We start from the raw sequence: 25,832 nt of genomic DNA, 5'->3' as shown, positions 1-25,832 counted from the left end.
CCCAGTCTAATGCAGACTAGGGGTTTTATTATTGCTGTTTTTGCTCTTTTAGTTTTTTGAAAATCACAAATTGATATACTCCAAATAGGACGGTTAGGATCATAATTGCGGTAAATATTTGTTCGACTGGAAGCAAGAAATATACGACAATAAAAGATAAAAGCAAAACAAGGTAACCTATATTGAACGCTTTTTTAAATGTCATCATATTACCTCCTTTTTACAATCATATCACGTTTCAACTAACCTTATAACCAACTTTTTCCCTATTAAAACACAAAAAAGCTCCTATCCTACAAGGACAAGGGCTTTACTTCATTCATTTTTTCAAATGCTTTTTGAAGAGCTACTTTAGTCTTTGGACCATAGTGCCATTTCTTTTAGCTCCCTTTTCAGGATAGAAACATACAGCTACAAGGGCTTCCTGTTCGGCTTTTACACCTGCCCCTTTCGTAAAGGCTTGGTTACTTTTAAAATGCCAGAAGGCAGGTTGTATTTTCAGGCTTAGCTGTGCTTTTTGATGGTGCTGATTTTTACAGGTTTTGAGCTTGCCTTTTTACCAGTGTGAACGGTTGCAATACCTGCTTTGAAACTGTCCACACGATTAAGCAGTTTGCGGGCGTTCTTTTCCGCTCCTATGCTTATGTGGCACAACATTAGCAAATGAAATGTCATGGATCGTAATATATAGCGTTCATATAGTTGTCTGGTCTGTTACCATTGCTCTTTGAAATGAAGTCATGAATTTTTACACAATTGTTCATCGTCTCCTTAAAATTGTTTTCTTAGTATTTAAAAAAGGCGTCTGGGTAGCTCTTATTTTGTTAATTCTTTTTGTTTCAATGTTTTTTTCTGAAACTGCCCTTTAGACGTTACATAGTTGTTTTTGACCCATGCTACAGGTGTTTTCACCAAAGTAAAGATCATTGAGCCAGCTAGGTATAAAGCTAACTGATCGGCAAAACAGGTTTGTTAAACATGATAAGTCCTTGGTTGATCAATGAGGTTAAAGGAATCACCGTGCGAACAACCTGCCTTTGTCAAAGTTTTAAAATTTTTTATTCCTATTTTTAATTTCGTTCAATTCTGATAAGTTTATCGATCACGACCATATAAAGCGATCCCAGCAACAAGAACGGATTTACCGCCTTTACGTGCCATGCTGATATATGCTTTTGTAAATCATCTATATCCTGTTTCTTTGTCTCGCCAGGCAAATATCATATAAACAATGAATTTTTGAAAGAGTGCTAATGATGTAGGTTTTCCCGTTGAAATATCCGGCAGCATTTCAAGAAACTTTACAACCTTCGCCCCTTTTTTTGGCTTGTACTCGTATGGATAGTTAGGGTCTTTTGATTTTTCAAGATCCCGCAAATGTCTTTTACAAGCCTGGATGACTTTTTTACTTGCTACAATTTCCCTGTTTACTACTTTTTCAGCGTAAAGAGTACCGGGGTCTTTTTTAATCGTCGTCATCCTGCCTCATTGCCTCGAATATATCGTCATCCTCGCTCTCTTCACCTAAACTAACTAGACATAATCGAGCATCAAGCGCAAGACCAAGTTATCCCCGAAATGGCTCGAACCTCTTTCGACATTTGCATCATGATTTCAATAGACGGGTTTTTCTTTTTCACTTCAAAAACGACTTGTCCCTCTGCTGCTACATCTTCTAGTGCCTGTCGATACTGTGCGTAACTATTACAGTACATAGCCAACAAAGTGCGATCCAGTTCCGAAATAGGCAGCTCGATAATATGCGGGTAAATTCTGATCCATTTGTTTTTTGCCATTGTTGACAGCCAATAAGGCGGGTTCTCTTTCAATGGCGAAATGCCTTTCAATTTTTCTTCATGCTGCTGCCGCTGCTCTCGTTCTTCATTTGATATTTGCCCTTTTAATGTGTCCGTCAATTGTTTTCTTCTCGCCAATAAAAACCACCACCTTTCAGCAAAATCCAACCTATTAATTTAAGGCAATCAAACAAATGAGTAAAATCGCTCTATCTCAACGCCTGTAAAGGATCAAGCCATTTTATGAATGAGTGAAAAACCGCAAAAAACGGGAAAAATCAAAACTCCATTTCAACACTTTTTTTAAAGTTGAGGGGACGCCGATTTCCAGGAATCAAAAAAGCCCACCCCGTTAAATAATGGGGAGACTTAAAAAATCATAACAGACACTTTTTTCAATAAGAGATGGTACTAAGAATTCCATTCTCAAAATATAAATATTTATTCCCTTTATAAATCCACTGCTCCAAGGTTTGATCTGCTGTTTGGGTTGTCTTTACCTTTTCAGGTTTCCCCCATCCTTCAATTAGTACTTCTTCTTTTGTCATACCAACAGAAACATTTTGAGGATTATTAGTTCTCTCTTCAATAGCTGTAGACCTTTCTACTTTTTCCGATTCCTTAATATTCTCTTCAATCTGATCATTTTTACCTTTTTGCAAAGCATTTATGTTTTTTTTGTTATTGTCTTGAGTTTGAAGAAAATCCAAATCCTCATGACTGTTTTTATAATCTACTTTATCCAGCATGGCATCAACATAAGTATATGTATCATAATTATCTAAACTTACATCAACATCTTTAAGTTCTTCCAACTTTTTATAAGCAGAAGCTATAAAATAATAATCTTTTTTAAATTCATTTTTTAAATTCCTTGTCTCTTCTATAACTTGATCATATTCTTTATTTTTTATAGATTGAATAATTTTTTTGTCTTCACTAGATATTTCATGTGTTTTTTGAGTCTCCTTTTCTTTTTTTGACGATGCTGTTAAATTATTTTCACTGGTCATTGAATCTGTTGAAACACTTTGATTAGAGCAACCAAATAAAGCAACTATAAGTAGAGATAAAATAAGAAGAAATTTTTCCATTTGAAACCTCCATATTATTACTTTTTTTAGTATAGCATCTATTCGAATCGAACTTCATTTATATTTGTTTACATGTTCTTTTCTTTCTTGAACGTAATCTGATTATGATGAAACTGACAAAGCACTTCAAGGTTGTTTAAATCATTGCGCTCTATATCGTCATGAAACACCTCTCTAAGCTCTTTATACTTATGATGGACCACTAACCACGACAGGGGGGAACGTTACAACGTTTCAAGGGCATCACTTATTACCTTCACTTGTAAAAGACTCAAACGTTTGACAAAGATGTATATTAAAGCTGCTTTGATTTTCGTCCCTGGTTCTTCGATCAAATTCTTTTTTCGCCTCTGAATAATCTTCATAAAACTCTAGGTAAGGGTCGCAATCATAATCCGTTAAGACCACATAGCCCGATTTCATAAGTCCACACTCTCCTTTTTTATTTGATCTAAGCCGCCCCTGTTTGTTAGCCGCCATTGATTTTGTAAACAGACAGGGACGCTTTACAGCAAATAGAAAAAACGCCATCCCTTTTGGGAAAGCGCCATAATACACATATATTAAATTAAACACTGATTAGAATTATTTTGAATAAGTATATCTAGTTATTGGAAATAGAGGTATTTTCAGTATCAACCTTTTTTTCTTCAATTTCTAAAATAAGATTATTAAGAACTTCCTCATAAAGCTCATTTATTCTATTAATATTGTGACCTAGAATTAAAAATTTACTTGCTAGCATTATTCCAATTAAAGACAGAGTGAATCCATTAGTATAATAAATGAGATTTTCGTCAATTGAAGTTGATCCAATTTTAGAATTAAGAACCTTCATTACGTCCTTATTAAAAATAATAGTCGCCGTTAAACCTAAAGTAAAAGTTATTGTAGAATTAATAAAGAAATTATATCTTTTTTTATCTGCATTAACTTTATCCAGTATTCTTAATAGCTTTAAATTTTTTAGAGCTTTTTCCTCATCATCTCCTGCCCACTTTTTAAGAGATTTCTTTAGATTTTCAATCTGAAATATTATGTTATTTACATTTGAGTTTTCATGTGTGAAAGGGGATATTTCTTTACTTTTCATAAATATTGGATCTTTTCTGCTTATTAGATAAAGAACTAAAGTTGCAAACCAATTAATCATAGAAAAGATAATTATATTTCTTAATAGGAAAGATAAAAATTCAACATTTGGAGTTTTTAGAAAAACCGCAAATTCACGAACTAAAATTACCAGTATTATTAATTGGAAATTTCTCATTGAATAATTTTTTGATGGAACAATTAAAAAAACCATAATTTTTTTGATCATCCAGAACAAATAAAACAGTATCTTCTTTAAAATTTTCATATAATTTCCTCCCAAGTCTATATCGGAAAGGAAACATAAATGTTGAATTAATTGACAAATTTGTCTTATGAAAAAACGACCTCCTTGGAAGTCGTTCTCAATCTATCGCATAATACAATATTACAACCTTTTTTCTGTCATGCTGCGCCAACATAACGACAAAAATGCGCCAGTTTTACGCCAATAAAACACCAAAATAAAAACGCACCTCGAAGAATGCTACATCTTCATTTTCTTATTATGTATCTTGTCTAAAAAACTCCCTTGAAAATAATTTAAGTTTGCGGAGTAGTATTTGAAACTTGATACCGCAATAAACACTATTAAAAGTTGTATAACTAACATAATCATAACCGGCAGCGGATAATAAAACTTACCATACTTAAACAGTGATGCTATCACTATAAACACGAAAGCTAAACAATGACTTACCAATACAGTACCCAATGCATGAATTGTCGATAGCAGATACCTATATCTTTCAACGATATAGTTTCTTTTATCTTCTTTAAGTTTTAATAAATTTTCGTGCCATAAAACCTCAAAATAAAAATAATCGTTCATATTGTTATCTTTCCAATTTGCAGGTTCGGGAAAATCCTTCACCTGCTTAATTGCATTATCAAAAATCCGGTTTTTATTAAATATCCAATTCGCTACAAAGTATAAATGATGAATTATATAACCCACTACCACTCCAAATATACTTAAAGAAATGAAAACCCCTATTAATTTTCCAAACTCATTTAAATTTATGTGCGCTGATATATAGGCATATTCAGTGATTGCAAAGTAGGTCCCAATCCAAAAAATTAACATCCATCCAGGGATGCCCCATCTTATCAAATACTTCGTTTCAAAACTCATAAAATCCCCTCCTTCCTTTTTATCGACAAAAATCGAACACATGATAGTATTCACAAAATTTGTCGAACAAAAAACACTTCTATACGGGTGCTTTAAATACAACTTCATTGAGAGCGTAAGCCAGGTCTAGGAAAGTCTTTGCTTTTAACCTTGTATACGATCTTTCACTCATGCCGATTTCGTTATATACCTGGTAATCGAAAACAGGTTCTTGCTACATGTAACGTTTTATAATGATCTGCCTCTCGTTATACGGAAGACGATTGACCGCTCTTTGTACCTTTTCAAGAAACGTATTTCGTTTCTGCTCCCATTCAATCCGTTTAATAGCTGTGCTTTCTGTGGATGAGCGGAAAGCGTTGCTTGTGGCAGGCGGCACGATACTGAATCCTCCTGTTATCTTCGGCAGCATATCGTCCGGGACTTGAAGGAGATACAAACGATAGTTGTCGAGAATTCTTTCAACTATCTTTTTCTCGTTTCTTTTTTATCTATTACAGGTGGTTCACCCAACATAAAATACCCTCCCCTCCCCCTTTATTTATCCTTTAAAGCCCCGCCGCTACCTCTTCTATATGTTTGGCGGTAAATACCCATTAGCGCATTTATCTCTTTGTCTGAAAGCTCCTGCGTGCGATTTTAGGTGCTTTTCTTCTTAGGAACGTCAGTTCTTTTTTTAGACATAGATTTACACCTCGTGTCCTTCTTTTCTGAATATAAAAAAGGGACACCAATCACACAGCGCTTTTTTGCTGTCATGATCAGTGTCCCCCGGCTTTCCGGTAGAACGGTTTTATTCAAATAGTTCACCTTCGTTAAAAATCAATCGAGTCACTTTGTTATTGTGAGTGACAATTTTTGTTTCACCATGCGGCGGTAATTGTGTATATTTCAATGTGCCATCAGAAAAAACTAAAACGATGGGCTCTTTTCCTGTGTCTAAGGTCTCTATAATTTTACTTGGAATCTCTTTTAGTCTCAAGTCTTTCATTGCCTCCTTTAATTATATGCTGAATAATAAGCGAAAATTGAGTCAAACACACTGAAAAATATAATTAACGTTTCTTCACTTACTCAATTTGCTATTCTCCCTTTTAAGATCTCTATATTTTTCATTGCTAGGCGTTCTTTTGTATTGATAAGCAAATTCACAGGCACTCTTAATACCAATCACATACTCTTGTGGTAAAATTATGATAAATAATTGAATGGAGCTGGTTTATTTGAGTCATAATTTATCCCCAGATTTTTTACCATTAGATTTAGGACTGTACCAATCCCTAATCATTCATGATGAGAATGCTGAAATAATTGAATCATATTTAAGAAATCCCAAAAAAATTCAATTTGATTGTTACTGTATCGAATGTAAAAAAGAATCAACTTTTAAGCTTTATAGTCAAACCGGCGGCTTGAAACCACTCACTATAAATGACTATCCAGAAAAAGCTATAGATAGAATACAAACACAATTGCCTATCGCTTTAATATTCCGATGCCACCGGGATGAATTACATTTATTCTATTTCTCGGTACTAATTCAACAAAACAAAGTTACAAAGATTGGACAATATCCATCAATTGCTGACCTTCAATTACATAAGATTAAAAAGTATCAAACCATTTTAAAGAACGACTATAGAGATTTTTCTAAGGCAATACGACTGAATTCTCAAGAAATTGGCGCAGGTTCATTTGTATATCTTCGTAGAATCTTTGAAAACTTAATTGAAGAAACCAGACAAATCGCATTAGAACAAAATACTAATTGGAACAATAGCGACTTTGAAGGATCAAAAATGGATCATAAAATTAAGCTACTTAAAGATTATTTACCAAGCATACTTGTTGAAAACAGAAAGCTATATGCAATTTTAAGCAAAGGTATACATGAGTTAACAGAAGTAGAATGTCTTGATCTATTTCCTAAAGTACAACTTGCCATCGAATTAATACTCGATGAAAAAATTCATCAAAAAGAGAAACAGAACAAGATATCATCTGTAAGGAGCTTTGTGTCCGCTACTATTGAAAAATTTAAAAATTAGAGATTAAACCATCTTTTCAAGATGGTTTAATTTTCTCGACGCATGGTACAACACTCTACTTAAATAAAATGATTTATCATTATTTGCTTATTACCCCTCTCTTTAACAACTCACGGTCATGGATGATAATTATAGTTTCCGGTCGCACTCGAATTAATAAAGATCGTTGGCTCGTTCATACTTCTTGGGGAACGTTAAGCAAATATTGCTTTTCTAGTTTCTGGTCGTCCATATTCTCGTAATACTCCCTTGAAAATCCTCGGCTTGCTACACATAGCCATTCAATAAAAAATTGTCTTTGATCTTCTGTCAACCGCTCTTTCTCATTGTTCATATGCCCGATTCCTCCAATTGAATTTTTGTATGATAATTCTTCAAATGCTCATTCATTCTCGAATGAAATTTCGGTTGTAAGTAAAAGAAAAGTTTTTCTTCTTGGCCCGTCATTTTTATTACTGCCTTTTCGTATACTAGGAATTCGATCAGCAATATCAAGGCGTACTGATTGAACTTTATCGCCTCTTTATACCAATCTTTAACCGTCATGCCGATTCCCTATATTCCAGGTTGACGAATTTGTTATATTCTTTGACGAACGCTTGAAACCGTACCGACTGGACCGTTACGCTGTTTAGCAATAATGATTTCAATAATGTTCTTATTCTCTGTTTCTTTGTCGTAATAGTCATCACGATAGAGAAATGCAATAACATCAGCGTCTTGCTCGATCTGCCCCGATTCTCTAATGTCTGACATCATAGGGCGCTTCTCCTGGCGTTGTTCGACTCCACGTGAAAGCTGACTCAATGCAATGACAGCTATGTCCAATTCCCTTGCCATTTGCTTGAGCATACGGCTTATTTCTCCGATTTCTGCTTGTCTGTTTCCTCTGTGGACTGGATTTCCGACGATCAATTGCAGATAGTCAATAATGATCATCATGTCCTTGCCTTCAAATTCCCGTTTCATTTTACGAGCATTTGCCCAAATGTCATTTATCGTCATGCCTGGTTGATCAAATATTCTAAGAGCGGCACAATCTAAAACCCCGTTCACTTTGCTTAATCTGCCCCACTCATCAGCGTTTAAATTACTCGTGCGAATGGATTTAGCATTAATGTTACCGATACTTGATTGCATCCGTTTTATTAATTGCTTACGTGACATTTCAAGCAAAAAGATGCCAACCGCTCCGCCCTTACCTAAATTAAGCGGGTTTTCCATGAAATTGCTTGCTACATTCAAACAAAAGGCGGGTTTTCCTACGGATGGACGAGCGGCGACGATAATAAATTCTTGTCGCTGAAAACCCGACGTCATTCGGTCCAATTCAGTAAAGCCGCTAGGCATACCAGTTACATCACCTTTTGGCGTTTCTAACTCTTGATAGATTTCAACTAAGTCATTATTGATAGACCCGTCGTCGTCTGTTCCTGTTGCATCCTCTAAACTCATGAGAGAGCTTATACCCTCTTGTATAGTTTGACTCGTATCGTCGCTGTTGGAAGATTCTTTAAGTTTGACACCAACTTTCGCAATCTCTCGCTTTTTCCAATAATCAATAATTAGATTTTCATAGAATGCTTGTTTTGCTGTAGTAATTGAGGCATTCATCAATTCAGTTAAGTATTTTCTTCCACTGACCGATCCCCTTTAGTTTTTTCTCGTCCCACATGCTCAATAACTGACACTATGTGTCAATAGGATCACCTTTTTTATCAAGCTCTTGAAAGGCTTTGGAAATACCCTCTTTATATCTCTTTAGAGCATCAGTTTTATTCACTATATCCACATTCACGTGCGCGCAATTTGTTTCCTATTTTTAAGTTTCGTTTGATCAATTATATTTCTGTGAGTAGTAAAGTGATGAACAAGTTCTTCAGCAAGGGTACATGTTTTTTCAACACTAGCCGCTTGCCTCTTTCCTTGCGATATTTTATTGGGAAAGCGCCAAGGATTTGAGGAAGTATTGGGGGGAGGTTTTAAAATCAAATTTTCAACCCTCCCTAATCCCTTTATACCAAAGGTTTTCTTTTTACAATAACTCTATTTGCAATTTACTAATAAAAACGTATAATTTATACTAAGCACAGGAAGACGAAAGACAAAGGAGAGAAAAAATGGACGATTATGCTCATACTAAAGACATAGAACCTACAGCAGAAAACATCGCAAAAGCCATTTATACTGTTAACCGCCATGCTAAAACCGCACCAAACCCCAAGTTTCTTTATCTTTTGAAAAAACGCGCGCTGCAAAAACTATTGCAAGAAGGTAAAGGAAGAAAAGTGGGCCTACATTTCTCTAACAATCCCAAGTATAGTCAACAACAGTCCGACGTGCTGATTGAAATTGGAGATTATTATTTTCACCTGCCACCAACGAAAGAAGACTTCGAATTTTTGCCACACTTAGGAAATTTAAATCAATCATATCGCAATCCGAAAGCGAATATGTCATTAAACCGAGCAAAACAAATACTTCAAACGTATGTCGGTTTAAAAGAAAAACCTGCCGCCACAAAACAAAAATCACATTACACAAAGCCCGTCTTCAAACGTCTCGGGGAAAGTTATTTTTAAACAGAAAAAAACCACTCATACCGAGTGGTTTTTTAGTTTAGATAATAAAATGATCGACTTTTTCAATCAGCTGATGAATTTCTGGTTTACTGATTTGATCATCTGCCCCGATCGTTTCCCCTTTATGACGCAAATCTTCAGTGATTAACGAAGAGAAAATAAGAATCGGAATGGAATTTGTTAAAGGATTGTCCTTCAGCAGTTTTGTTAGCCGGTGGCCATCCATTTTAGGCATTTCAATATCCGTAATAATCATATCAATTTCTTCTGTGACACTGATTCCTTTGCTGACAAGGTCCATGACATGATCATATGCCTGTTTGCCATCTTCAAAGGTCACAATGTTTTTATAGCCTGCTTCGGTTAATTCATTTGTTAATAAACGCATGAGAAGCGGAGAATCTTCAACGACATACAGTTTCTTCCCTGTTCTTCTCTCGTCTTTCTCACCGTCAAACATATGATACGTATCAACACCAGAAGCGGATTCAATATCATAAATGATTTTTTCGTAATCTGGAAGGAAAATCATTTTTTCATCAAGCTTAATGATGCCCGTTAAATGACGGTCCATCCCTTGATTGAGTGCAGTCGGCTTCTCAATCTCTTCCCAGCTGACGCGGTGAATTTGTGATACCGTTCCTGTATGGAACACAAATTTCCGTTGGTTGAATTCAGTCACAATATATTTCTCTTGTTCTGACTGATCTGACTCGACATTAAAAAAGGAAAATAGATTGATGACTGGTAAAATCTCGCCTCGTAAACTAATCATCCCTTCTACATCTTGGTGAGAGTGCGGTACAACCGTCACCTCAACCGGCTGAATGATTTCTCTTACTTTCATGACGTTAATGCCAAATTGATTTGCACCAATTTCAAACTTCACAATTTCCAATTCATTGGTACCAGAGTCAAGTAAAATTTCTTGTTTGTTTAAAGCCACGGAAATCCCTCTATTCTTCAATATAAGATTGTACTTTTTATATCGGCAGCATAGGTAAAAAGTTGACGTTTCTTTACGCTTTCTCTCGAACGAATTGATGAATCACAAGTCCTATCGCTGCAAGGATGAGCAAAGACCCTAGTGCAAGGCGGCTTGCGAGATTTCCGTGCTCTGCAAACAGCAGGGTAACTGAGCCATAAATGATCGGCCCGATAATGGAAGATACCTTCCCTGAGAATGCAAAGAGGCCAAAAAACTGTCCTCGCTTTTCCTTCGGTGTCAGTTCAATAATCAAGATTCGTGATGCCCCCCAGCTTGCGCCAAGTGAAATCCCGAATAAACTGCCCGCTATCCAGAAGACCCATTCGGTTGCCGCTGTCACAGCCAGAATGAGCGCCACAATTAAAATGACATACACGACTGTAATCGATCGCTTTGCCCCTATCGCTTTTGTGATATATCCAAACAGAAAGGAGCCAATGATACTTGAAATGGTCGACACAAGATAGAGCAAAATAAATTGCCCAGCGGTAAAGCCAATGATGATTTTGGCATAAACAGCCATCATCGCAATCGCTGTTTGTAAAGCATCATTCATAAAAAAGAAAGCAATCATAAAGATAAAAGCTGGCTTGTACTTTTTCATCTCTTTAAACGTGTGAATAATCTCTTTATACCCGCTGAAAAAAGACGCCTTTTTCTCTCGCTGAGGCAGCAGATGAGGATCTTTTACAAAAAAGAGAAAGGGTAGAAAAAAGAGAAGGAATAAAAGAGCTGTCGGGATAAATGCTTCATGAAACTGGTCATTGCCGACAAGTAAATAAACAGAGAGACCGACAAGTGTTCCTAAATAGCCAACGGCGATACCAAATCCTGAAATAAGCGGGATTTCTTCCTTTGTCCCAAGATCGGGCAAAATGGTGTCATAGAAAACAAGACTAGAATGATAAAAAAACTTTGCGATCACAAACAAGGTGACCACGACTAATAAAGAAACAGGCAGCCCAAACCATTCACTTGAGAAATCAATCCCAGCAAAAATCCCCATCATCAACGTACAAGCAATACATATGAACGTAAACACCGTAATGTAGCGTTTCTTTTTCCCTGTACGATCAATCAGCACTCCGTATAAAGGTGTAAAAATGACGAGAAAAAAGCTGGCTAGTGCGTTTGCATAAGAAATAAAGGTGCTGGCGATCTGGTCCATTCTCGCACTGTCCCCGATCGTTTCCTGCAAGTAAAATGGGAAGAAAATGGTGATCATATTTGATGAAAAGATCGTATTTGCAAAATCATACAACGCCCAGGCCAGCACAGGTGCTGTCATAAACAGCCCAAAGCCTGCCCCTTTTTTCTGTGCGGTCTTTTTTCCTGTTCTCAATCGATTGTCTCCCTTCCCTGCCTCATTTTTCACTATCATTCTATTTTATGTGCTGTTTCCCTCTTCCATACGAGCGATCTATGAAAAAAAGCACCTCTTACCATATAGCAGAGGTGCTTTTTTCATTATTTCTTCACAACAATGGTACTTGCAATCAAATCGTGAAGTGCTTGTTTTTTTTCTGTGAAGAAAGCAATGATATAGCCAATATATAAGATCGGAGACAAAAAGCCTTTTGCAAAGAAGCGGCCAGTTGCACGGCCAAATGTGACCTTTTCGCCTGTGACTTTTGTTACTTTGATGCCGAGAGCCATCTTTCCAAGTGTTCCTTGCAATTTTGATGATTCCATGATGGCGTAATAAAGCCATGTCACCACGGTACCCATCAAGATTGCCCCTATATAGAAAAAGATCAGTCCCATAATAGCTTCCCACTCCTCATCCGTTATGACGGTTGAAGAATAGTAATAACTGTCGTCATCCATCATCATTGCTGCCTCTGGGCTTGAGATAAAAAAGACTGACGCCAAAATAAACATGATAAATGCAATTGGTACACCGATAATGATACCGTCCAAAAGGTGTGCAAGAAAACGATAGCCTACACCTGCTAGCTCAGGATGCTTCTTTTCTTGAATGTGTGGTTCTGTTATGTTGGTTTCCATCCTATTTCTCCTTTATTATGTATGTTTTCTATAAATTTCTTATAATCATTCGTTATTATATCCTATGAATATAGCAAGATCAATGGAGCTTTACACTTTTACATACATTTTAGATCAGTTTGATCTAAGCGATTTATGTGAATAAATACTGAAAATTTGTGAAAAACATGGCACTTCTAGTTCTTTTACCTCCTGATTTTTTAACATTTTGTGATATTTTCGTCTTGTTTCCATTCTTCTGTTGACAATGATTCTTCAAATGGTACAATAGTCAAGGATTTTTTAAAGAAAGGTGTTCATGATGGGAACTGTCGTATTATTAAAGAACAACGAAATGACTGTAATTGAAGATATTTGCGAGGCTGATTTTTTAGATATGAAGCATGGTTTGTCAAATGATGACACAGCTTATATCTCTTGGTATGAAGACTACGATACTGCTTATGGATATTGATTTCATTTCATAGATGAAGCGTAAAAAAAGGCGATACAACCTGAGAATAGGTTGATCGCCTTTTTTACGTTTGTGCGCTTCTTTCACTTTCAGGTTCCACATGAATAAAGATTTGTGCATGCGGAAATTCCAGCTGAATCTTCTCTTCAATTCGATCACATAATTGGTGCACATCTTCAATCGTTGTCTTTCCATCTACAATCAAATGAAAATCAATATATTCCTCGGCACCAGACCGCCTTGTTCGAAAGTCATGATATTCAATAAATTCTTGACTAAATCCTTGAATGATCGCTTCGATTGATTGTTCTTCCTCTGGTGTTAACCGAGCATCAACAAGCGGCGGGAAGGCTTCCTTCATGAGTTTAAACGCTTCACGCATAATAAAGAGGGCCAGAACCATTCCAATGATCGGATCTAGGAAATACCAGTCGGTTAATGCCACAAGCAATAAACTAAATGCCACCCCTAATGACGTAAACACATCCGTTAAAAGATGCAGTGCATTTGATTTCATGGCAACTGAATGTACTCGCTCAGCCTCTTTGTTCACAATCCTCGATACAACAAAATTGATGAGCGCGCCTAGCAGCATGACCACAATGCCAAGCACAGGCAGCTTGACTGGCTCTGGATGCATTAATTTGTGAACACATTCGTATATAATCCAAATGCCAGCAACGAAAATCAGCAGTGTCTCAATCGTTCCAGAAATATTTTCGACTTTTCCATGTCCATAAGGATGTTTAGAATCTGCTGGCTTTCTTGAAATACGAACAGAAATAAATGCAATAAACGATGCCATTAAATCGAGAAACGAATGAATGGCTTCTGATAAAACCGCGACAGATCCGGTTAATAGACCCACAATGATTTTTAAGATGACAACAAATGTGTTGCTCAGCACGGATAGAAACGCGATTTTCGATGTCTTCGCTGATTGTTCCATCTATCGTCCTCCTTTAGGAGATCGTATGTCTATGAAAGCAATTCCCATGACCCTGATTCTCACGTTCTTTCAGTTTACGCAGTTTTGCCGTTTTCTAATCATCTTCATCACAGCCTGTATTTTCTCTTGAGGTTACGCTATAATAAATGTTGCTCTTTCTTTAATATATCACTCATGCGGTGATGGATAGGAGAATAGACTACATATAACGATATCCAATGCCTTTCGCAGGTGACATTTATGCAGTGAATGGTAAAATAGGATAAAAACATAAATTTTTAAGGTGATGAGAAATGGAGCATTTGCTGAATCCAAGAGTAAAGGATATTGAAATTTCAGGCATTCGAACATTTTCAAATCTCGTATCGTCATATGAGGATGTCGTTTCATTGACGATAGGCCAGCCCGATTTTTATACGCCGCATCATGTCAAAACAGCTGCCAAAGCAGCCATTGACGAGAATTTCACCTCATACACTCACAATGCTGGTTTCCTAGAGCTAAGACAAGCGATCCAGCATTATATCAAGAAGAAAGTGAATCTTGATTATGATGCAGAGTCAGAAATCATTGTGACGACAGGTGCAAGTCAAGCAATTGATGCTGCGTTTCGAACCATTTTAACAGAAGGCGATGAGGTCATTTTACCTGGACCTGTATACCCCGGATATGAACCGATCATTCGAATGTGCGGTGCCATGCCCGTACATATTGACACAACGAATGCCGGCTTTAAATTGAATGCCAAGCTGATTGAGGATGCGCTAACGGAAAAGACAAAGTGTGTGGTTCTTCCTTACCCTTCAAACCCGACTGGTGTCACGCTTTCAGAAGAAGAATTGAAAGAAATTGCCCAGCTCCTTGAAGGAAAAGACATCTTTATTTTATCCGATGAAATCTACAGCGAGCTGACATTTGACCGGCCGCATCATTCAATTGCCTCTTTCTTAAAAGAACAGACCATTGTCATCAATGGACTGTCTAAATCTCATAGCATGACTGGATGGAGAATTGGATTTTTATTTGCTTCAGCTCCAATTGCTAAACATGTATTAAAAGTACATCAATATAACGTGTCTTGTGCCTCGGCTGTCTCACAAAAGGCGGCACTTGAAGCTGTGACAAATGGTGTGGATGATGCACTGATCATGAGAGAGCAATATAAGAAAAGACTCGATTATGTATATGATCGGCTCATTTCTATGGGGCTTCCGGTGATTAAACCTTCTGGCGCTTTTTATATTTTTCCATCCATTGAATCGTTTGGGATGAGTTCCTTTGATTTTTGCATGGAGCTGTTAGAAAGTACAAGACTTGCGGTCGTACCAGGCTCTGCTTTCTCTCCACTCGGCGAAGGGTATGTGCGCCTGTCTTACGCTTATTCACTTGAAACGCTGAAAGAAGGACTTGACCGGCTAGAACAATTTGTACTCGAAAAACGTTCTATTCATTCGCTAGATTGAAACAACGGCTCTCTTGCCGTTGTTTTTATTTTGCAGGAAACATGATGTGAAATACAGTGCCCTTTTCAGGCTGACTATCCACACGGATCGTCCCGTTATGATTTTCTAAAATATTAAATGTGACCATGAGGCCAAGTCCTGTTCCTTTTTCCTTTGTGGTTAAAAAGGGCTCTCCAATCCGCTTCATCACCGATTCAGGAATGCCGATCCCTTCATCACGAATCGTGACAAGTATTCCATCACCTTCTGCTTTGGCTGTGATGTCTACCTTTCCTCCGTCCGGCATGGATTCTACGGCATTTTTGATTAAATTGATAAACACTTGCTTGAGCTGATTTTGATCTCCGTTCATCAGGAGACCCTCCTCTATCTCACTTGTGTTCATTAAAATGCCATTTAAGTTCGCTTGTGTTTCTAACAAGGCTGTGACTTCGCTGATGATTTTTTTCAAATCAAGCGTCTGCATTGAGGACGTTTGCTGCGGTTTCGCCAGCATTAGCAGCTCACTCAAGATAATTTCTATTCGGCTCAGCTCAGAGAAAACAATCTCGAAGTATTGATCGCGATCTTTTGTTTTCGGTTTAATGAGCTGTAAAAAGCCTTTGATGGCGGTCAATGGGTTTCTGATTTCATGTGCAATGCCAGCCGCCAATTGGCCTGCAATCGATAATTTTTCAGAGCGGAGCATGAGCTCTTCTGTCTGCTTACGTTCGGAGATATCTCTTAAAATAATTTGAACCGCTGTTTCTCCAAAAAATGTAGTTGGGATACAGACCATTTCTGTATAAATCAGCTTATGTTTAAACGTATGACAGCTCATTGTGACAATCTCAGAATCTGATGCTCTTTCAATAATACGTGATAAACTCTTTTTGACCTTTTGCTGATCACAGGAATGAATTTGATGAAAGATATCCTTTCCTATTAATTTATCGTAATGCTCGGCTTCAAATAATTTAATGCCAGATTCATTCATAAACACCCATTTGTGATCATGGATGACCGCAATCGTATCAATGGAATTTTGAATGAGCAGCTGATACCTCTCCCGGCTTTTTTGAAGAACGGTTTGAAATTTTTTACGGGATGAGATGTCCACGAGCAGTAAAAGCTCTGCCCGCTGATTTTGATAAATCGTCGGTGATGACTTTACCTCAATATGAATACTGCTTCCATCTTGACGCTTCCATATCTGTTCAATCATTCCGACTGGAAGGCCTTGCTGCAGCCTTGTTATTCGGCTTCTGACAATGTCATGGTACTCTTCAGCAATAAAATCAAACGCGGACTTGCCGATCATGTCATCTCTTGCACTTACCCCCATTAATTGCAGCATCGCATCATTCGCATACACAATTTTCCCTAAAGTCGTAATACATAACGGATTTGGCAGCATGGCAATCAATTGTTCAGCTTCACCGACATTTTGGAAAGCCGGCAGACTGCCTAACGACTGTTCTGCTACGTTTGATGTTGTTTGAAATGCTGCTTTTTGGGGCTCAGTATCCAGCACCCTCATTTTCAGGATCATTTCTCTACTTACTTCGTTGTCTAACCCATCACAAGCAACAAAATCAATGCTTGCTTCGATCCATACAGCTGTCAGATCACTTCTTAGCAGTCTAAAGTGGCAAACCTCTAGCATGTGCTGATTGTAAAAATAACTTTCGACGAGAAATTGATCTTCGGTATGAACAAAGTCTTTCAAAAAACACCCTAGTAAATCCTTTTGTTCATAGAGCAAAAGCTGCTTACAGTTGGAAGAAATGTAGAGAAAGCGGCCATTAGAAGAAAGAACGGCATGTAAATCGATGTTCGAATACAATTGATTCGAATCTTTCATTTGTTGTTCCATCGTCGTCCGACCCTCCTTTTCATTTTTTAGGGTTGTCCTTAGATTGATGTATAAAAAAGATTCGCTAGAAAACCCGTATTTTCCTTCTGTCATCGAGGGAAACGTCCATATTTTCAGCAAAAAGGGAGCACTTTCTGCTGCTGTGCTCCCTGCGGTTTATTGTTTTTCATATTTCTTTTGTAATTCAACGTACTTATCCACAATTTTACTCGGGATGTTTTTAATAACAGGATCCTTATCTGAGACATAAGGTGTCACGACACTAAACGCCACCTTTGGATTAGAAGAAGGATAATATCCTCCAAAGGTTAAGTTGTACGTTGAATTTCCCCACCAGCTGCGGTTGGCACCATAGTAGAACGTTTGCGCTGTACCTGTTTTTCCTGCGACATCATGCTGACCAAACCGGCCAGCGGCAGTTCCGCCTGTTGATGTGACCATTTTCAGTCCCGTTTTTACGCGGTCAATATCTGCTTTCGAGTTGTTAATCGTATTCAGCACTTTCGGCTCATATTTTTTTACGACTGGGCCTACTTCATCCTTCTTCGTTGGAAGATGAACACTTTTCACTACTCTTGGCTGAATACGGCTGCCTCCATTGGCGATCGTTGACATGTATTGTGCCACTTGAAGCGGTGTATACGTGTCATACTGACCAATTGCTTCATCAAGCAAGAGTCCGCCGACCGTCTTAGGATGCGTCTGCATCCCGCTTGATTCCTGCGGCAGATCGATCCCCGTTTTCACGCCAAGACCGAATTGCGCATAGTAGTTTCTCATTTTTTGTAAGTGCTCAGGCCTTGCAGGTAACGGACCATCCTTTTGATAGGTGATGCCCGCCATTCTCATCGCTACTTGGAACATGTAGACGTTGGAACTTTTTTGGAGTGCTTGAATGTCGTTAACCCATCCAAGAACTTTGTAAGACTGTTTCGGCTTTCCATTACTCCCTGCAAAATAGAGCGGTGTATCCATATAGGCTTGGTTGTGTGACATCCCGTCCTGATAACCGCCAAGTACTGTGGCTCCTTTGACAACAGAGCCCATTTCGTACTGGGTCGTAAATGTTCCGATCGCATAATCTGTGACGTCTCTGCCGTCCATTTTCTTGCCTGACATGGCGAGAACATCCCCTGTGTGAGGGTCCATCATGACGACAAAGGCACGATCCATCATATAGTTTCTCGCGCTGGCGGATCTAAGCTCTGATTCAACGATTTTGTCGACTTCCTTTTGCAGCTCCATATCAAATGTCAGCGCAAGATCAAGTCCTCTTCGTCCTTCTGTCCGCTTGATTTCATCGAGCAGCTTCCCGCCAACCTGTGTATATTGAACGGTCGCTTTCTCTGGGTTTAGAAAATCCTCGTATTGATATTCTAAATAGCTCTTCCCTACCCGGTCATTTCGCGAGTAGCCTCTTGCCATATAGTAATCTTCACGCTCTTTAATGATTCCTTGCTCTGGTGTAGTCACACCGCCAAGTACATTATAAAGGGTCTTTTCATACGGATATTTTCTTGTCCAGTCGTTGATGACGTTCACACCAGGCAGTTCATCAAGATGCTCTGAGACAAGTGAAATTTCTTCATATGTCAGGCTTACGGATGAAGTTTGTTTTGATTCTTTCGTTTCATCGAGTAAAGCCACTTTTTCGTCCCCTTTTTTCTCTTCGTTTGGGTTCATTGCCTTCACGATTTGGGGCTCAAAGGCATATCCGCCTGTAAATCTACGGTAGATCGCTGCAACAGCTTTTTCCTCTGCATCCTTTTCGATCGCTTTGACTTCTTTCTTTGGGACACGCTCTACTTGAAGCGGATAGACATCCTTTGCATCGATATCTTTTTTCTCCGCTTTTGAAATGAGTTTATCCGCTTCTTTCGGATGGCTCGCCAGCCAAAAATCTCGAATGTCACGCTCTCTCAAAAAATCAGTATCCATTTTTATATAAGTCGCAAGTTTTCTTGCTACCTTAATCTTATCCTCCGCTTTCACACCGCTTTCTGATGTATAAACGATGGCAGGTACACTTTCGTTATCAACGACGACTCTTCCTCTCGCGTCATACATTTTTCCTCTTGGAGACGGGTATGATGCTGTTTTGACCTCTGTTCGGTTGGCTTGCTTTTTATAATCTTCACCATTGACGATTTGCAGCACACCAAGCTTGATCACAAGTCCAGCAAATAAACTAAATACAGCGAAGAAAAAGAGATTAATTCTCCAGGCGTTCCGGCGCTTGATTTTTTTTTGCTCGGCAGCACCTTGATGCTGTTTATCTCCCACTTATGTAGCTCCTCTCATCCTTTTCAATCTTTTACAATTACCACTCATTATTGTAACACTTTTGTAATAGTTGTTACAGCGAAACGAGTGAAAAAAAGCTGTCAATCCCTAATCTGCAAAAAAATATACTAACACTTTAAAATATTGGTATGTTTATGTCGTTTTCTTTAAATGGAAGAATTCCCTATCCTTTGATATGAAGCGGCTCTTACGATGACTTTAACAAAAATGACAAACTTGCATTGTCAATGGAGGATGCTGGTACGTTTATAACAAAAAGTCCATGTTATGATTTTTTGTGAGAAAACAAAACAAAGATTTTAGGAGGAGTTACAATATGAAGAAGAAATCATTCTTTTTTTCAGCGCTGACAGCTGCTGCACTCATCACATTCACTGGAGGACATTCAGCTGATGCGAAGGAGCTTAACCTGAAACAAGTAATAAATGTACAGCATCAAGCCATTGATCTTCATACACTAGCAGCAAAATTACATATCTCTTCAGATGTAAACAAGCTAAGCAAGTCGAATCAAAAAGAGATCGAAGCTCTATTAAACAAACTGATCAAAAGCGGTCAACCTGTTACAGGAACAAAAGTAGTGAAAGAAGTAAACAAAGCAAAACAAGAACAAAAACAAGAATCAGTGAAAAAACCAACTGCTTCTAAACCAAGCACTCCAGCAAAAGAAAACACAAGCAGCAACACAAAAGCTGACCAAAAAGACACAACCGCATCAAAAGCAGACAGCAGCTTAAATGCATTTGAAAAAGAAGTGGTTGAGCTTACAAATAAAGAGCGTGCAAAACAAGGCTTAAAGGCCCTTTCTGTTGATTCTAAATTAAGTAAATCTGCTCGCGCAAAATCTCAAGATATGAAAGATAAAAACTATTTCTCTCATACAAGCCCAACTTATGGATCTCCATTTGATCAAATGAAGCAATTCGGTATCACTTATAAATCAGCAGGTGAAAACATTGCCCAAGGTCAAAAATCTCCTCAAGAAGTTGTGACAGCATGGATGAACAGTGAAGGCCACAGAGCGAACATTTTAAACAAAAGCTACACACATATCGGTGTTGGTTATGTGAAATCTGGCAACTACTGGACGCAGCAATTCATCGGAAAATAATATCAAAAAAACCTGTCCCTATTTGGGACAGGTTTTTAGTTTGTTTTGAGGGTGCTGCAAACTATTTGACCCATAATTTATAGATGCTCTGGGTCCCGCTGTTTTCTTCGCCCTGTTCGCTCAGCTTTTCATAAAGGGACTTCGCAAGTGAGAGCCCTGGCATTTCTTCCCCCATCAGCTCTGCTTCTTCAAGTGCAATGCCCATATCTTTGATAAAATGCTTCACATAAAACCCTGGCTCGAAATCGCCTTTCAGCATTCTTGGTGCAAGGTTTGACAAAGACCAGCTGCCGGCTGCACCTGTTGTGATGCTTTTGAGCACCTGCTCTGGATCAAGCCCTGATTTTTCGGCATAGGCCATTGCCTCTGCGACACCGACCATTCCCGCTGCAATGGCAATTTGGTTACACATTTTTGTATGCTGACCGCTTCCTGCCGGTCCTTGATATTGAATGTTTTCACCCATTTGCTCAAATAGCGGCAGACAGGCTTCATAGGCTGACCTTTCTCCGCCGATCATAATGGCCAGCGTGCCATTTTTGGCTCCTATGTCTCCGCCTGATACAGGTGCATCTAATGTAAATATACCTCTTTCCTTCGCTTTCAACTCAATTTCTTTTGCAAGCTGAGGCTTCGATGTCGTCATATCAATGAGATATGTACCTGGCGCGGCATGTGCCACAAGCCCATCTTCACCTAAATAGATCTCTTCTACATCAGATGGATATCCCACCATTGTAATGACGGCATCTGCACTTTCTGCAATCTCCTTTACTGCCGGCTTCCATGATGCGCCTTTTTGAATCAATGCGTCTGCTTTTGCTTTCGTTCTTGTATAAACGATCACTTCATAGCCTGCATCCATTAAATGTCCTGCCATACTGCGACCCATTACACCGATTCCTATAAAACCAACTGTTTTGATTTTTGCCATCACTTGTTCCTCCTTAAAGAGACTTTGTCAATCCACCATCAATGATCAGTGTTTGACCTGTCATATATGTATTGGCTTCTGATAAAAGAAACACTGCATATGCTGCAAATTCCTCTGGCTGGCCGTAACGGCCAAGCGGGATCGCTCGTTCAGCCTGTGCTTTGATTTCTTCAACCGTTCGATTCTCTCTTTGTGCACGGTGCTTTTCCAGCTGTTTCACACGGTCTGTTTCAATTTTTCCCGGTGCTAACGTATTGATCAAAATACCATCCTTTGCAAACTCCAGAGCGGCTGTTTTTGTCCAGCCGGCTATGGCCGGTCTAAATGTATTCGACAGCATCAAGCCCGGGATCGGTTCTTTCACTGACATTGACGCAATATTTAACACACGTGCGCCGCGTTTTTTCAAATAAGGCAATGCCTCTTTTAATAATCGAATATAGCTGAGTAAATGAAGCTGAAATGATTCGATCCAATCTTCATCTGTTAAGGTGTCGAGCGTTCCTGTTTTAGGCCCGCCTGTATTGTTCACAAGAATGTCTAGACACTTCTCATCACCAGCCGCCGCTTGAACAAGCGCCTTGATTTGCCCGGCGTCAGATACATCACATACTTGATAAGTCAGCTGTCCTTTGACAAGCGGAGACAGCTCCTTGACTGTTTCTTTCAGCTTCTGTTCATGTCTTCCCGAGAGCATCACATCTGCTCCCTCTTTTGCTAGAGCAAAGGCAATCGATTTTCCGATACCTTGACTGCTTGCAGCTACCAATGCTTTTTTTCCAGTTAGATTGACATCCATGTCAACACCTCCTCTAGTTTATTTTATCATACAAAAAGAACCTTGCTCACATCGCAAGGTTCCTTTCCGCTCATTACACCTTAAATCGATCAACCGCCTGACGCAGTGCCTGGCTTGATTCGTTCAACATTTCAGTTGAGGTTTTCGTTCTTTCTAACACTTGAACTTGTTCATCTGTAGACGCATGCACTTCCTCAGCTGAGGCAGCAGATTCTTCTGAAATGGCAGCAATACTTTGAATGGAGTCACTCATCTTCTGCTGTTCTTCTGTCATTTCATTAATCTGTGTATGAATACTGTCGATTGAACCGACAAGTGCCTGCATTTCCATTGTGATACTGCTGAGTGCCTCACCGGTTGCATTGATGGCGGCACCTTGTTCCTCATTCATTTTACTTGCTGTTGTCATCGCTTCAGCCGCCTTCTTCGATTCATCTTGAATGAGTTTGACGGTTTCACTAATGTGTTTTGTTGACTGCGCAGATTGTTCAGCAAGCTTTCTCACTTCTTCTGCAACTACAGCAAACCCTCGTCCACTTTCTCCTGCTCTCGCTGCTTCAATGCTTGCATTTAGTGCAAGTAAATTCGTTTGATCCGAGATTTCAGAGATGGCGGTCACGACATTTTCAATATTTTTCGTTTTATGCTCAAGGTCTAGCAGCATTTGCTCAACCTTTTTCGATTCTTCACTCGCTTGTGTTGATTTTTGGACGAGCAAACCAAGTGCGTCAAGCCCTTTATAGCTTGCATCTTCAGATGATTTTGAGTTGGTTTGCATTTGTGAAGCGAGCTCACCCATATGGCGCACTTTCTCATACAAATACTCTGATTTTTCATTAATCGTTTCTGCATCTGATGCCTGCTTAGTCGCTCCTGTTGCCACCTCTTGAATGGCCGTTGCAATCTGTTCGCTAGACAGCAAAGTCTCATTTGAAATGTGGGTCACTTCATCCGCTGATTTCACAACTTGATCTGAAGCCCCTTTCACTTTTTCAATTAACTCCCTGATATCCTCGGTCATTTGATTAATGCTTTTCGTGAGGGAACCAATTTCATCTTGGGATTTCACTGCAAGCGTACTTGTTAAATCGCCTTCTGACACCTTACGCACATGCTCTATTAGACGCTTGATTGGCGTTGTAATGCTTCTTGCCAATAAGAAGCTGAGGATCATCGCAAGAATAATGGCAATGACGGAAATAATGATGCTTGTCTGATTCATTTGTTCTGTGATCCAAAGCAGTTTCTTTTTCTCAAAGCTGACACCAATCGTCCAATCAGCTTCTTTGATTTTAGATATGACCGTCAGTTCTTTTCTGTCATCAATACCTGAATTGTCGATCGCTTTTTTCACAGAAGCTACTTTTGATATGTTTTTTCCTTGCTCTGTTGGATGTGCTAAAATGGTTCCTTTGCCGTCAACTAAGAAAGCGGTACCCATATAAGGAATCTTTTGTTCCTTTATATAAGATTGAATGGAGGATAATTTCAAATCAAGTCCAGCGACCCCAACGACCTTTCCGTTTCTGACAATCGCCTTTGTGGCTGAGACGACCATTTCATTTGTTGCTTTATCGATATATGGATCAGTCCAAATGACTTCGTCAGGCTTTTCAGCTGATTGGATAAACCAATCTCGTTTAGATGGGTCATACCCTTCACCAAAATCGGACTCTGGGAAGGCGAACATTTTGCCGTCACTTGTTCCAATATAGGCAAGTGAAATAAGTTCATCCTGCTCCTGCAAGCCTTTTAGTTCATCGTTTTCGAAGACTAATGTTTGTTTTGTTTGTTTTTGCGCAAAATCTTCAGTAAGTGTACTAGTTGCCAGTTTATTAATTGTATCACTGTAATTATCAAGCTTTTGTGCAATGATGTCTCTCATGCTCTCTGCCGTTGCTGCTGTGGTGGTTTTTGCATCTCGTTCAATAAGTGGTGTTAATACTATGTTAGAACCCACTTGAACGGCCACGACGGTTAAAATTAAAATAACTGAGATGAAAACAGCTATTCTCACTTGAAGTTTCTTAAACATCTCATCACCCCTACATCTACTTTCACACCTTAATTTATATATCGGCAAAATGATACCGCATTCAATAGTTGTAAGAAAATTTAAATAGAAAAAACAAGCCGTATAGGCTTGTTTCAAGTAAAATATTCAATTTTTGCAGAAGGAAAGTACTGATCTATATATGACTCTAAAGTCTTTCTTAGTTCTTGTTCCTCATCTTTTTGATAGATATATTTTCCTATTCCGTATCTTCCCCACTTGTATCTTCTTTTTTCTTCGTCCAACTCTAATTTTGATTTTGGGTAGTTTTTTTGAATCACACGCTTTGCTGGTTTTGTAAAGCGATGCTGAATCATCTCAAAGGTGATATCGTCTCTCACATCTTCAGGAAGAGCTGCATCAAGCTTTTCAAAAAGAACTTTATATCCTTCCTGCCAGCCTTCATGGATATAGATTGGAGCAACAATAAAGCCTAGAGGATAGCCTGCCTTTGCGACCTTAACAGCCGCTTCAATCCGCTGATCTAGCGGTGATGTTCCGGGCTCAAAATATTTAATGACATAATCGGCATTGATACTAAAACGGAATCTTGTCCGGCCATTATGCTTTGCATCTAACAGATGATCGACATGATGGAACTTCGTGACGAAGCGAAGCTTTCCTAAGTCGGTCTGCCCAAAGTATTCAATCGCTCGTTTGAGTGTATGTGTCAAATGGTCAATTCCTACGATATCTGAAGTACATGATGCTTCAAATCTCGTGATATCCGGCGCCCGCTCGTTCATGTACTGCTCTGCCTGATCTAATATTTCTTCTACATTGACGTACGTTCGAATGTACGGCTTACTTCCCATTGTTGTTTGCAAATAGCAATAATGACAATGTCCCATACACCCTGTTGCAAATGGGATCGCATACTCTGCAGATGGTTTAGACGAGTCAAACTTCAATGTCTTCCTCACACCAATGACAAGCGTTGACTTCGCATTACGATACTTTTGCAAGTCATTTTTTCCCGGAATATTTCTGACCTGGTTATGTGAAGTCGTTTCTCTTATTTCGATTCCCATACCCTCAAACTTTTCCTTCAGCTCTCGTCCTAACGGGTACTCTAACGCCCGGGGTTCAATGTAAACAAGCTGGGGAACGAAAGGTTTGATCATATTAAGCACATCCTTACCTTTAAGGTTTTCATACCGTTACTTTA

25 protein-coding genes and 2 pseudogenes are annotated in these 25,832 nt (G+C 38.8%); 5 read left to right on the top strand and 22 right to left on the bottom strand.

The window, feature by feature from the left end; genetic code table 11:
• Positions 1-28 precede the first annotated feature (28 nt).
• From MHH65_RS06720 to MHH65_RS06675, 10 genes and pseudogenes are all read right to left on the bottom strand, one after another.
• Positions 29-205: a hypothetical protein gene (locus tag MHH65_RS06720; protein ID WP_176544434.1), complete on the bottom strand. Its 177-nt coding sequence runs from the start codon at positions 203-205 to the stop codon at positions 29-31.
• An 88-nt stretch (positions 206-293) separates the two neighbouring features.
• Positions 294-700, bottom strand: a pseudogene (locus MHH65_RS06715) (N-acetylmuramoyl-L-alanine amidase); the annotation flags it as partial.
• A gap of 116 nt (positions 701-816) precedes the next feature.
• Positions 817-1,031 (bottom strand): annotated as a pseudogene (locus MHH65_RS06710) (phage holin); the annotation flags it as partial.
• A 151-nt stretch (positions 1,032-1,182) separates the two neighbouring features.
• Positions 1,183-1,479, bottom strand: coding sequence for a hypothetical protein (locus MHH65_RS06705; RefSeq protein WP_241743570.1), 297 nt, complete (start codon positions 1,477-1,479; stop codon positions 1,183-1,185).
• A gap of 71 nt (positions 1,480-1,550) precedes the next feature.
• Positions 1,551-1,934, bottom strand: a complete 384-nt coding sequence (locus tag MHH65_RS06700; RefSeq protein ID WP_241743571.1) for a P27 family phage terminase small subunit — start codon at positions 1,932-1,934, stop codon at positions 1,551-1,553.
• A 257-nt stretch (positions 1,935-2,191) separates the two neighbouring features.
• Positions 2,192-2,890: a hypothetical protein gene (locus tag MHH65_RS06695; protein ID WP_098676846.1), complete on the bottom strand. Its 699-nt coding sequence runs from the start codon at positions 2,888-2,890 to the stop codon at positions 2,192-2,194.
• Positions 2,891-3,494: 604 nt separating this feature from the next.
• Positions 3,495-4,250: a hypothetical protein gene (locus MHH65_RS06690; RefSeq protein WP_098676844.1), complete on the bottom strand. Its 756-nt coding sequence runs from the start codon at positions 4,248-4,250 to the stop codon at positions 3,495-3,497.
• 219 nt (positions 4,251-4,469) lie between these two features.
• Entirely contained in the window at positions 4,470-5,117 is a 648-nt protein-coding gene (locus tag MHH65_RS06685; protein ID WP_098676843.1) for a hypothetical protein, read from the bottom strand.
• Positions 5,118-5,331: 214 nt separating this feature from the next.
• The gene (locus tag MHH65_RS06680) at positions 5,332-5,556 is read right to left on the bottom strand and encodes an ArpU family phage packaging/lysis transcriptional regulator (RefSeq protein WP_326355678.1); all 225 of its coding nucleotides are present in this window, start codon (positions 5,554-5,556) and stop codon (positions 5,332-5,334) included.
• Positions 5,557-5,910: 354 nt separating this feature from the next.
• Positions 5,911-6,099, bottom strand: a complete 189-nt coding sequence (locus MHH65_RS06675) for an XtrA/YqaO family protein (protein WP_241743572.1) — start codon at positions 6,097-6,099, stop codon at positions 5,911-5,913.
• A gap of 241 nt (positions 6,100-6,340) precedes the next feature.
• Between MHH65_RS06675 and MHH65_RS06670 the strand changes: the two genes are divergently transcribed.
• Positions 6,341-7,165 (top strand): hypothetical protein, encoded by an 825-nt coding sequence (locus MHH65_RS06670; protein ID WP_098676841.1) that lies wholly within the window; start codon positions 6,341-6,343, stop codon positions 7,163-7,165.
• Between the two features lie 175 nt (positions 7,166-7,340).
• Here the strand turns inward: MHH65_RS06670 and MHH65_RS06665 are convergent, their stop codons facing one another.
• Complete coding sequence (locus MHH65_RS06665; protein WP_176544433.1) at positions 7,341-7,499, bottom strand: hypothetical protein; 159 nt, start codon at positions 7,497-7,499, stop codon at positions 7,341-7,343.
• Positions 7,500-7,744: 245 nt separating this feature from the next.
• Positions 7,745-8,620, bottom strand: coding sequence for a replicative DNA helicase (locus tag MHH65_RS06660; RefSeq protein WP_255290947.1), 876 nt, complete (start codon positions 8,618-8,620; stop codon positions 7,745-7,747).
• Positions 8,621-9,285: 665 nt separating this feature from the next.
• On the opposite strand from MHH65_RS06660, the gene MHH65_RS06655 reads away from it, so the two are divergent.
• Positions 9,286-9,747 carry a YkyB family protein gene (locus tag MHH65_RS06655; RefSeq protein WP_008356877.1) on the top strand — a complete coding sequence of 154 codons (462 nt, stop codon included), beginning with the start codon at positions 9,286-9,288 and terminating at the stop codon, positions 9,745-9,747.
• A gap of 37 nt (positions 9,748-9,784) precedes the next feature.
• Here the strand turns inward: MHH65_RS06655 and MHH65_RS06650 are convergent, their stop codons facing one another.
• The 3 genes from MHH65_RS06650 to MHH65_RS06640 form a co-directional block, all read right to left on the bottom strand.
• Complete coding sequence (locus tag MHH65_RS06650) at positions 9,785-10,693, bottom strand: chemotaxis protein (RefSeq protein WP_024424709.1); 909 nt, start codon at positions 10,691-10,693, stop codon at positions 9,785-9,787.
• Between the two features lie 73 nt (positions 10,694-10,766).
• Positions 10,767-12,077: an MFS transporter gene (locus MHH65_RS06645; RefSeq protein WP_024426856.1), complete on the bottom strand. Its 1,311-nt coding sequence runs from the start codon at positions 12,075-12,077 to the stop codon at positions 10,767-10,769.
• A 125-nt stretch (positions 12,078-12,202) separates the two neighbouring features.
• Complete coding sequence (locus tag MHH65_RS06640) at positions 12,203-12,742, bottom strand: RDD family protein (RefSeq protein WP_024424707.1); 540 nt, start codon at positions 12,740-12,742, stop codon at positions 12,203-12,205.
• 301 nt (positions 12,743-13,043) lie between these two features.
• On the opposite strand from MHH65_RS06640, the gene MHH65_RS06635 reads away from it, so the two are divergent.
• A complete protein-coding gene (locus MHH65_RS06635; protein ID WP_162842519.1) occupies positions 13,044-13,196 on the top strand; it encodes a hypothetical protein in 153 nt (50 codons plus the stop codon).
• Positions 13,197-13,260: 64 nt separating this feature from the next.
• Here MHH65_RS06635 and MHH65_RS06630 read toward each other — a convergent pair whose 3' ends face one another.
• Positions 13,261-14,145, bottom strand: coding sequence for a cation diffusion facilitator family transporter (locus tag MHH65_RS06630; RefSeq protein ID WP_025092345.1), 885 nt, complete (start codon positions 14,143-14,145; stop codon positions 13,261-13,263).
• Between the two features lie 293 nt (positions 14,146-14,438).
• On the opposite strand from MHH65_RS06630, the gene MHH65_RS06625 reads away from it, so the two are divergent.
• Positions 14,439-15,608, top strand: coding sequence for an aminotransferase A (locus MHH65_RS06625; protein ID WP_024426854.1), 1,170 nt, complete (start codon positions 14,439-14,441; stop codon positions 15,606-15,608).
• A gap of 25 nt (positions 15,609-15,633) precedes the next feature.
• On the opposite strand, the gene MHH65_RS06620 is transcribed toward MHH65_RS06625, so the two are convergent.
• Positions 15,634-17,463 carry a PAS domain-containing sensor histidine kinase gene (locus MHH65_RS06620; RefSeq protein ID WP_034623336.1) on the bottom strand — a complete coding sequence of 610 codons (1,830 nt, stop codon included), beginning with the start codon at positions 17,461-17,463 and terminating at the stop codon, positions 15,634-15,636.
• A gap of 156 nt (positions 17,464-17,619) precedes the next feature.
• Positions 17,620-19,746: a penicillin-binding protein 2 gene (locus tag MHH65_RS06615; RefSeq protein ID WP_098677365.1), complete on the bottom strand. Its 2,127-nt coding sequence runs from the start codon at positions 19,744-19,746 to the stop codon at positions 17,620-17,622.
• 337 nt (positions 19,747-20,083) lie between these two features.
• Here MHH65_RS06615 and MHH65_RS06610 point away from each other — a divergent pair, with 337 nt between their 5' ends.
• On the top strand, positions 20,084-20,878 hold the full coding sequence (locus MHH65_RS06610) for a CAP domain-containing protein (RefSeq protein WP_041116470.1): 795 nt from the start codon (positions 20,084-20,086) through the stop codon (positions 20,876-20,878).
• A 61-nt stretch (positions 20,879-20,939) separates the two neighbouring features.
• Here MHH65_RS06610 and MHH65_RS06605 read toward each other — a convergent pair whose 3' ends face one another.
• From MHH65_RS06605 to splB, 4 genes are all read right to left on the bottom strand, one after another.
• The gene (locus tag MHH65_RS06605; RefSeq protein WP_098677364.1) at positions 20,940-21,812 is read right to left on the bottom strand and encodes an NAD(P)-dependent oxidoreductase; all 873 of its coding nucleotides are present in this window, start codon (positions 21,810-21,812) and stop codon (positions 20,940-20,942) included.
• Positions 21,813-21,825: 13 nt separating this feature from the next.
• Entirely contained in the window at positions 21,826-22,611 is a 786-nt protein-coding gene (locus MHH65_RS06600) for an SDR family oxidoreductase (protein ID WP_041106064.1), read from the bottom strand.
• A gap of 73 nt (positions 22,612-22,684) precedes the next feature.
• Positions 22,685-24,646: a methyl-accepting chemotaxis protein gene (locus MHH65_RS06595; RefSeq protein ID WP_024426848.1), complete on the bottom strand. Its 1,962-nt coding sequence runs from the start codon at positions 24,644-24,646 to the stop codon at positions 22,685-22,687.
• Between the two features lie 113 nt (positions 24,647-24,759).
• On the bottom strand, positions 24,760-25,788 hold the full coding sequence (gene splB / locus MHH65_RS06590) for a spore photoproduct lyase (protein ID WP_024424698.1): 1,029 nt from the start codon (positions 25,786-25,788) through the stop codon (positions 24,760-24,762).
• Between the last annotated feature and the right edge of the window lie 44 nt (positions 25,789-25,832).

The sequence above is a fragment of the Bacillus sp. FSL L8-0654 genome (assembly GCF_038629965.1).
Taxonomy (GTDB): Bacteria; Bacillota; Bacilli; order Bacillales; family Bacillaceae; genus Bacillus; species Bacillus safensis.
Note: the sequence above shows the minus strand (reverse complement) of the source record. Positions and strands in the feature narration are given on the sequence as shown.

What these genes read in the sequence shown, in the direction of transcription:
- MHH65_RS06705 (WP_241743570.1), bottom strand. Translation starts at nt 1,479, where the DNA reads ATGACGACGATTAAAAAAGACCCCGGTACTCTTTACGCTGAAAAAGTA.
- MHH65_RS06635 (WP_162842519.1), top strand. Translation starts at nt 13,044, where the DNA reads ATGGGAACTGTCGTATTATTAAAGAACAACGAAATGACTGTAATTGAA.
- MHH65_RS06625 (WP_024426854.1), top strand. Translation starts at nt 14,439, where the DNA reads ATGGAGCATTTGCTGAATCCAAGAGTAAAGGATATTGAAATTTCAGGC.
- MHH65_RS06640 (WP_024424707.1), bottom strand. Translation starts at nt 12,742, where the DNA reads ATGGAAACCAACATAACAGAACCACACATTCAAGAAAAGAAGCATCCT.
- MHH65_RS06665 (WP_176544433.1), bottom strand. Translation starts at nt 7,499, where the DNA reads ATGAACAATGAGAAAGAGCGGTTGACAGAAGATCAAAGACAATTTTTT.
- MHH65_RS06630 (WP_025092345.1), bottom strand. Translation starts at nt 14,145, where the DNA reads ATGGAACAATCAGCGAAGACATCGAAAATCGCGTTTCTATCCGTGCTG.
- splB (WP_024424698.1), bottom strand. Translation starts at nt 25,788, where the DNA reads ATGATCAAACCTTTCGTTCCCCAGCTTGTTTACATTGAACCCCGGGCG.
- MHH65_RS06600 (WP_041106064.1), bottom strand. Translation starts at nt 22,611, where the DNA reads ATGGATGTCAATCTAACTGGAAAAAAAGCATTGGTAGCTGCAAGCAGT.
- MHH65_RS06660 (WP_255290947.1), bottom strand. Translation starts at nt 8,620, where the DNA reads ATGAGTTTAGAGGATGCAACAGGAACAGACGACGACGGGTCTATCAAT.
- MHH65_RS06610 (WP_041116470.1), top strand. Translation starts at nt 20,084, where the DNA reads ATGAAGAAGAAATCATTCTTTTTTTCAGCGCTGACAGCTGCTGCACTC.
- MHH65_RS06695 (WP_098676846.1), bottom strand. Translation starts at nt 2,890, where the DNA reads ATGGAAAAATTTCTTCTTATTTTATCTCTACTTATAGTTGCTTTATTT.
- MHH65_RS06720 (WP_176544434.1), bottom strand. Translation starts at nt 205, where the DNA reads ATGACATTTAAAAAAGCGTTCAATATAGGTTACCTTGTTTTGCTTTTA.
- MHH65_RS06595 (WP_024426848.1), bottom strand. Translation starts at nt 24,646, where the DNA reads ATGTTTAAGAAACTTCAAGTGAGAATAGCTGTTTTCATCTCAGTTATT.
- MHH65_RS06620 (WP_034623336.1), bottom strand. Translation starts at nt 17,463, where the DNA reads ATGGAACAACAAATGAAAGATTCGAATCAATTGTATTCGAACATCGAT.
- MHH65_RS06655 (WP_008356877.1), top strand. Translation starts at nt 9,286, where the DNA reads ATGGACGATTATGCTCATACTAAAGACATAGAACCTACAGCAGAAAAC.
- MHH65_RS06605 (WP_098677364.1), bottom strand. Translation starts at nt 21,812, where the DNA reads ATGGCAAAAATCAAAACAGTTGGTTTTATAGGAATCGGTGTAATGGGT.
- MHH65_RS06690 (WP_098676844.1), bottom strand. Translation starts at nt 4,250, where the DNA reads ATGAAAATTTTAAAGAAGATACTGTTTTATTTGTTCTGGATGATCAAA.
- MHH65_RS06685 (WP_098676843.1), bottom strand. Translation starts at nt 5,117, where the DNA reads ATGAGTTTTGAAACGAAGTATTTGATAAGATGGGGCATCCCTGGATGG.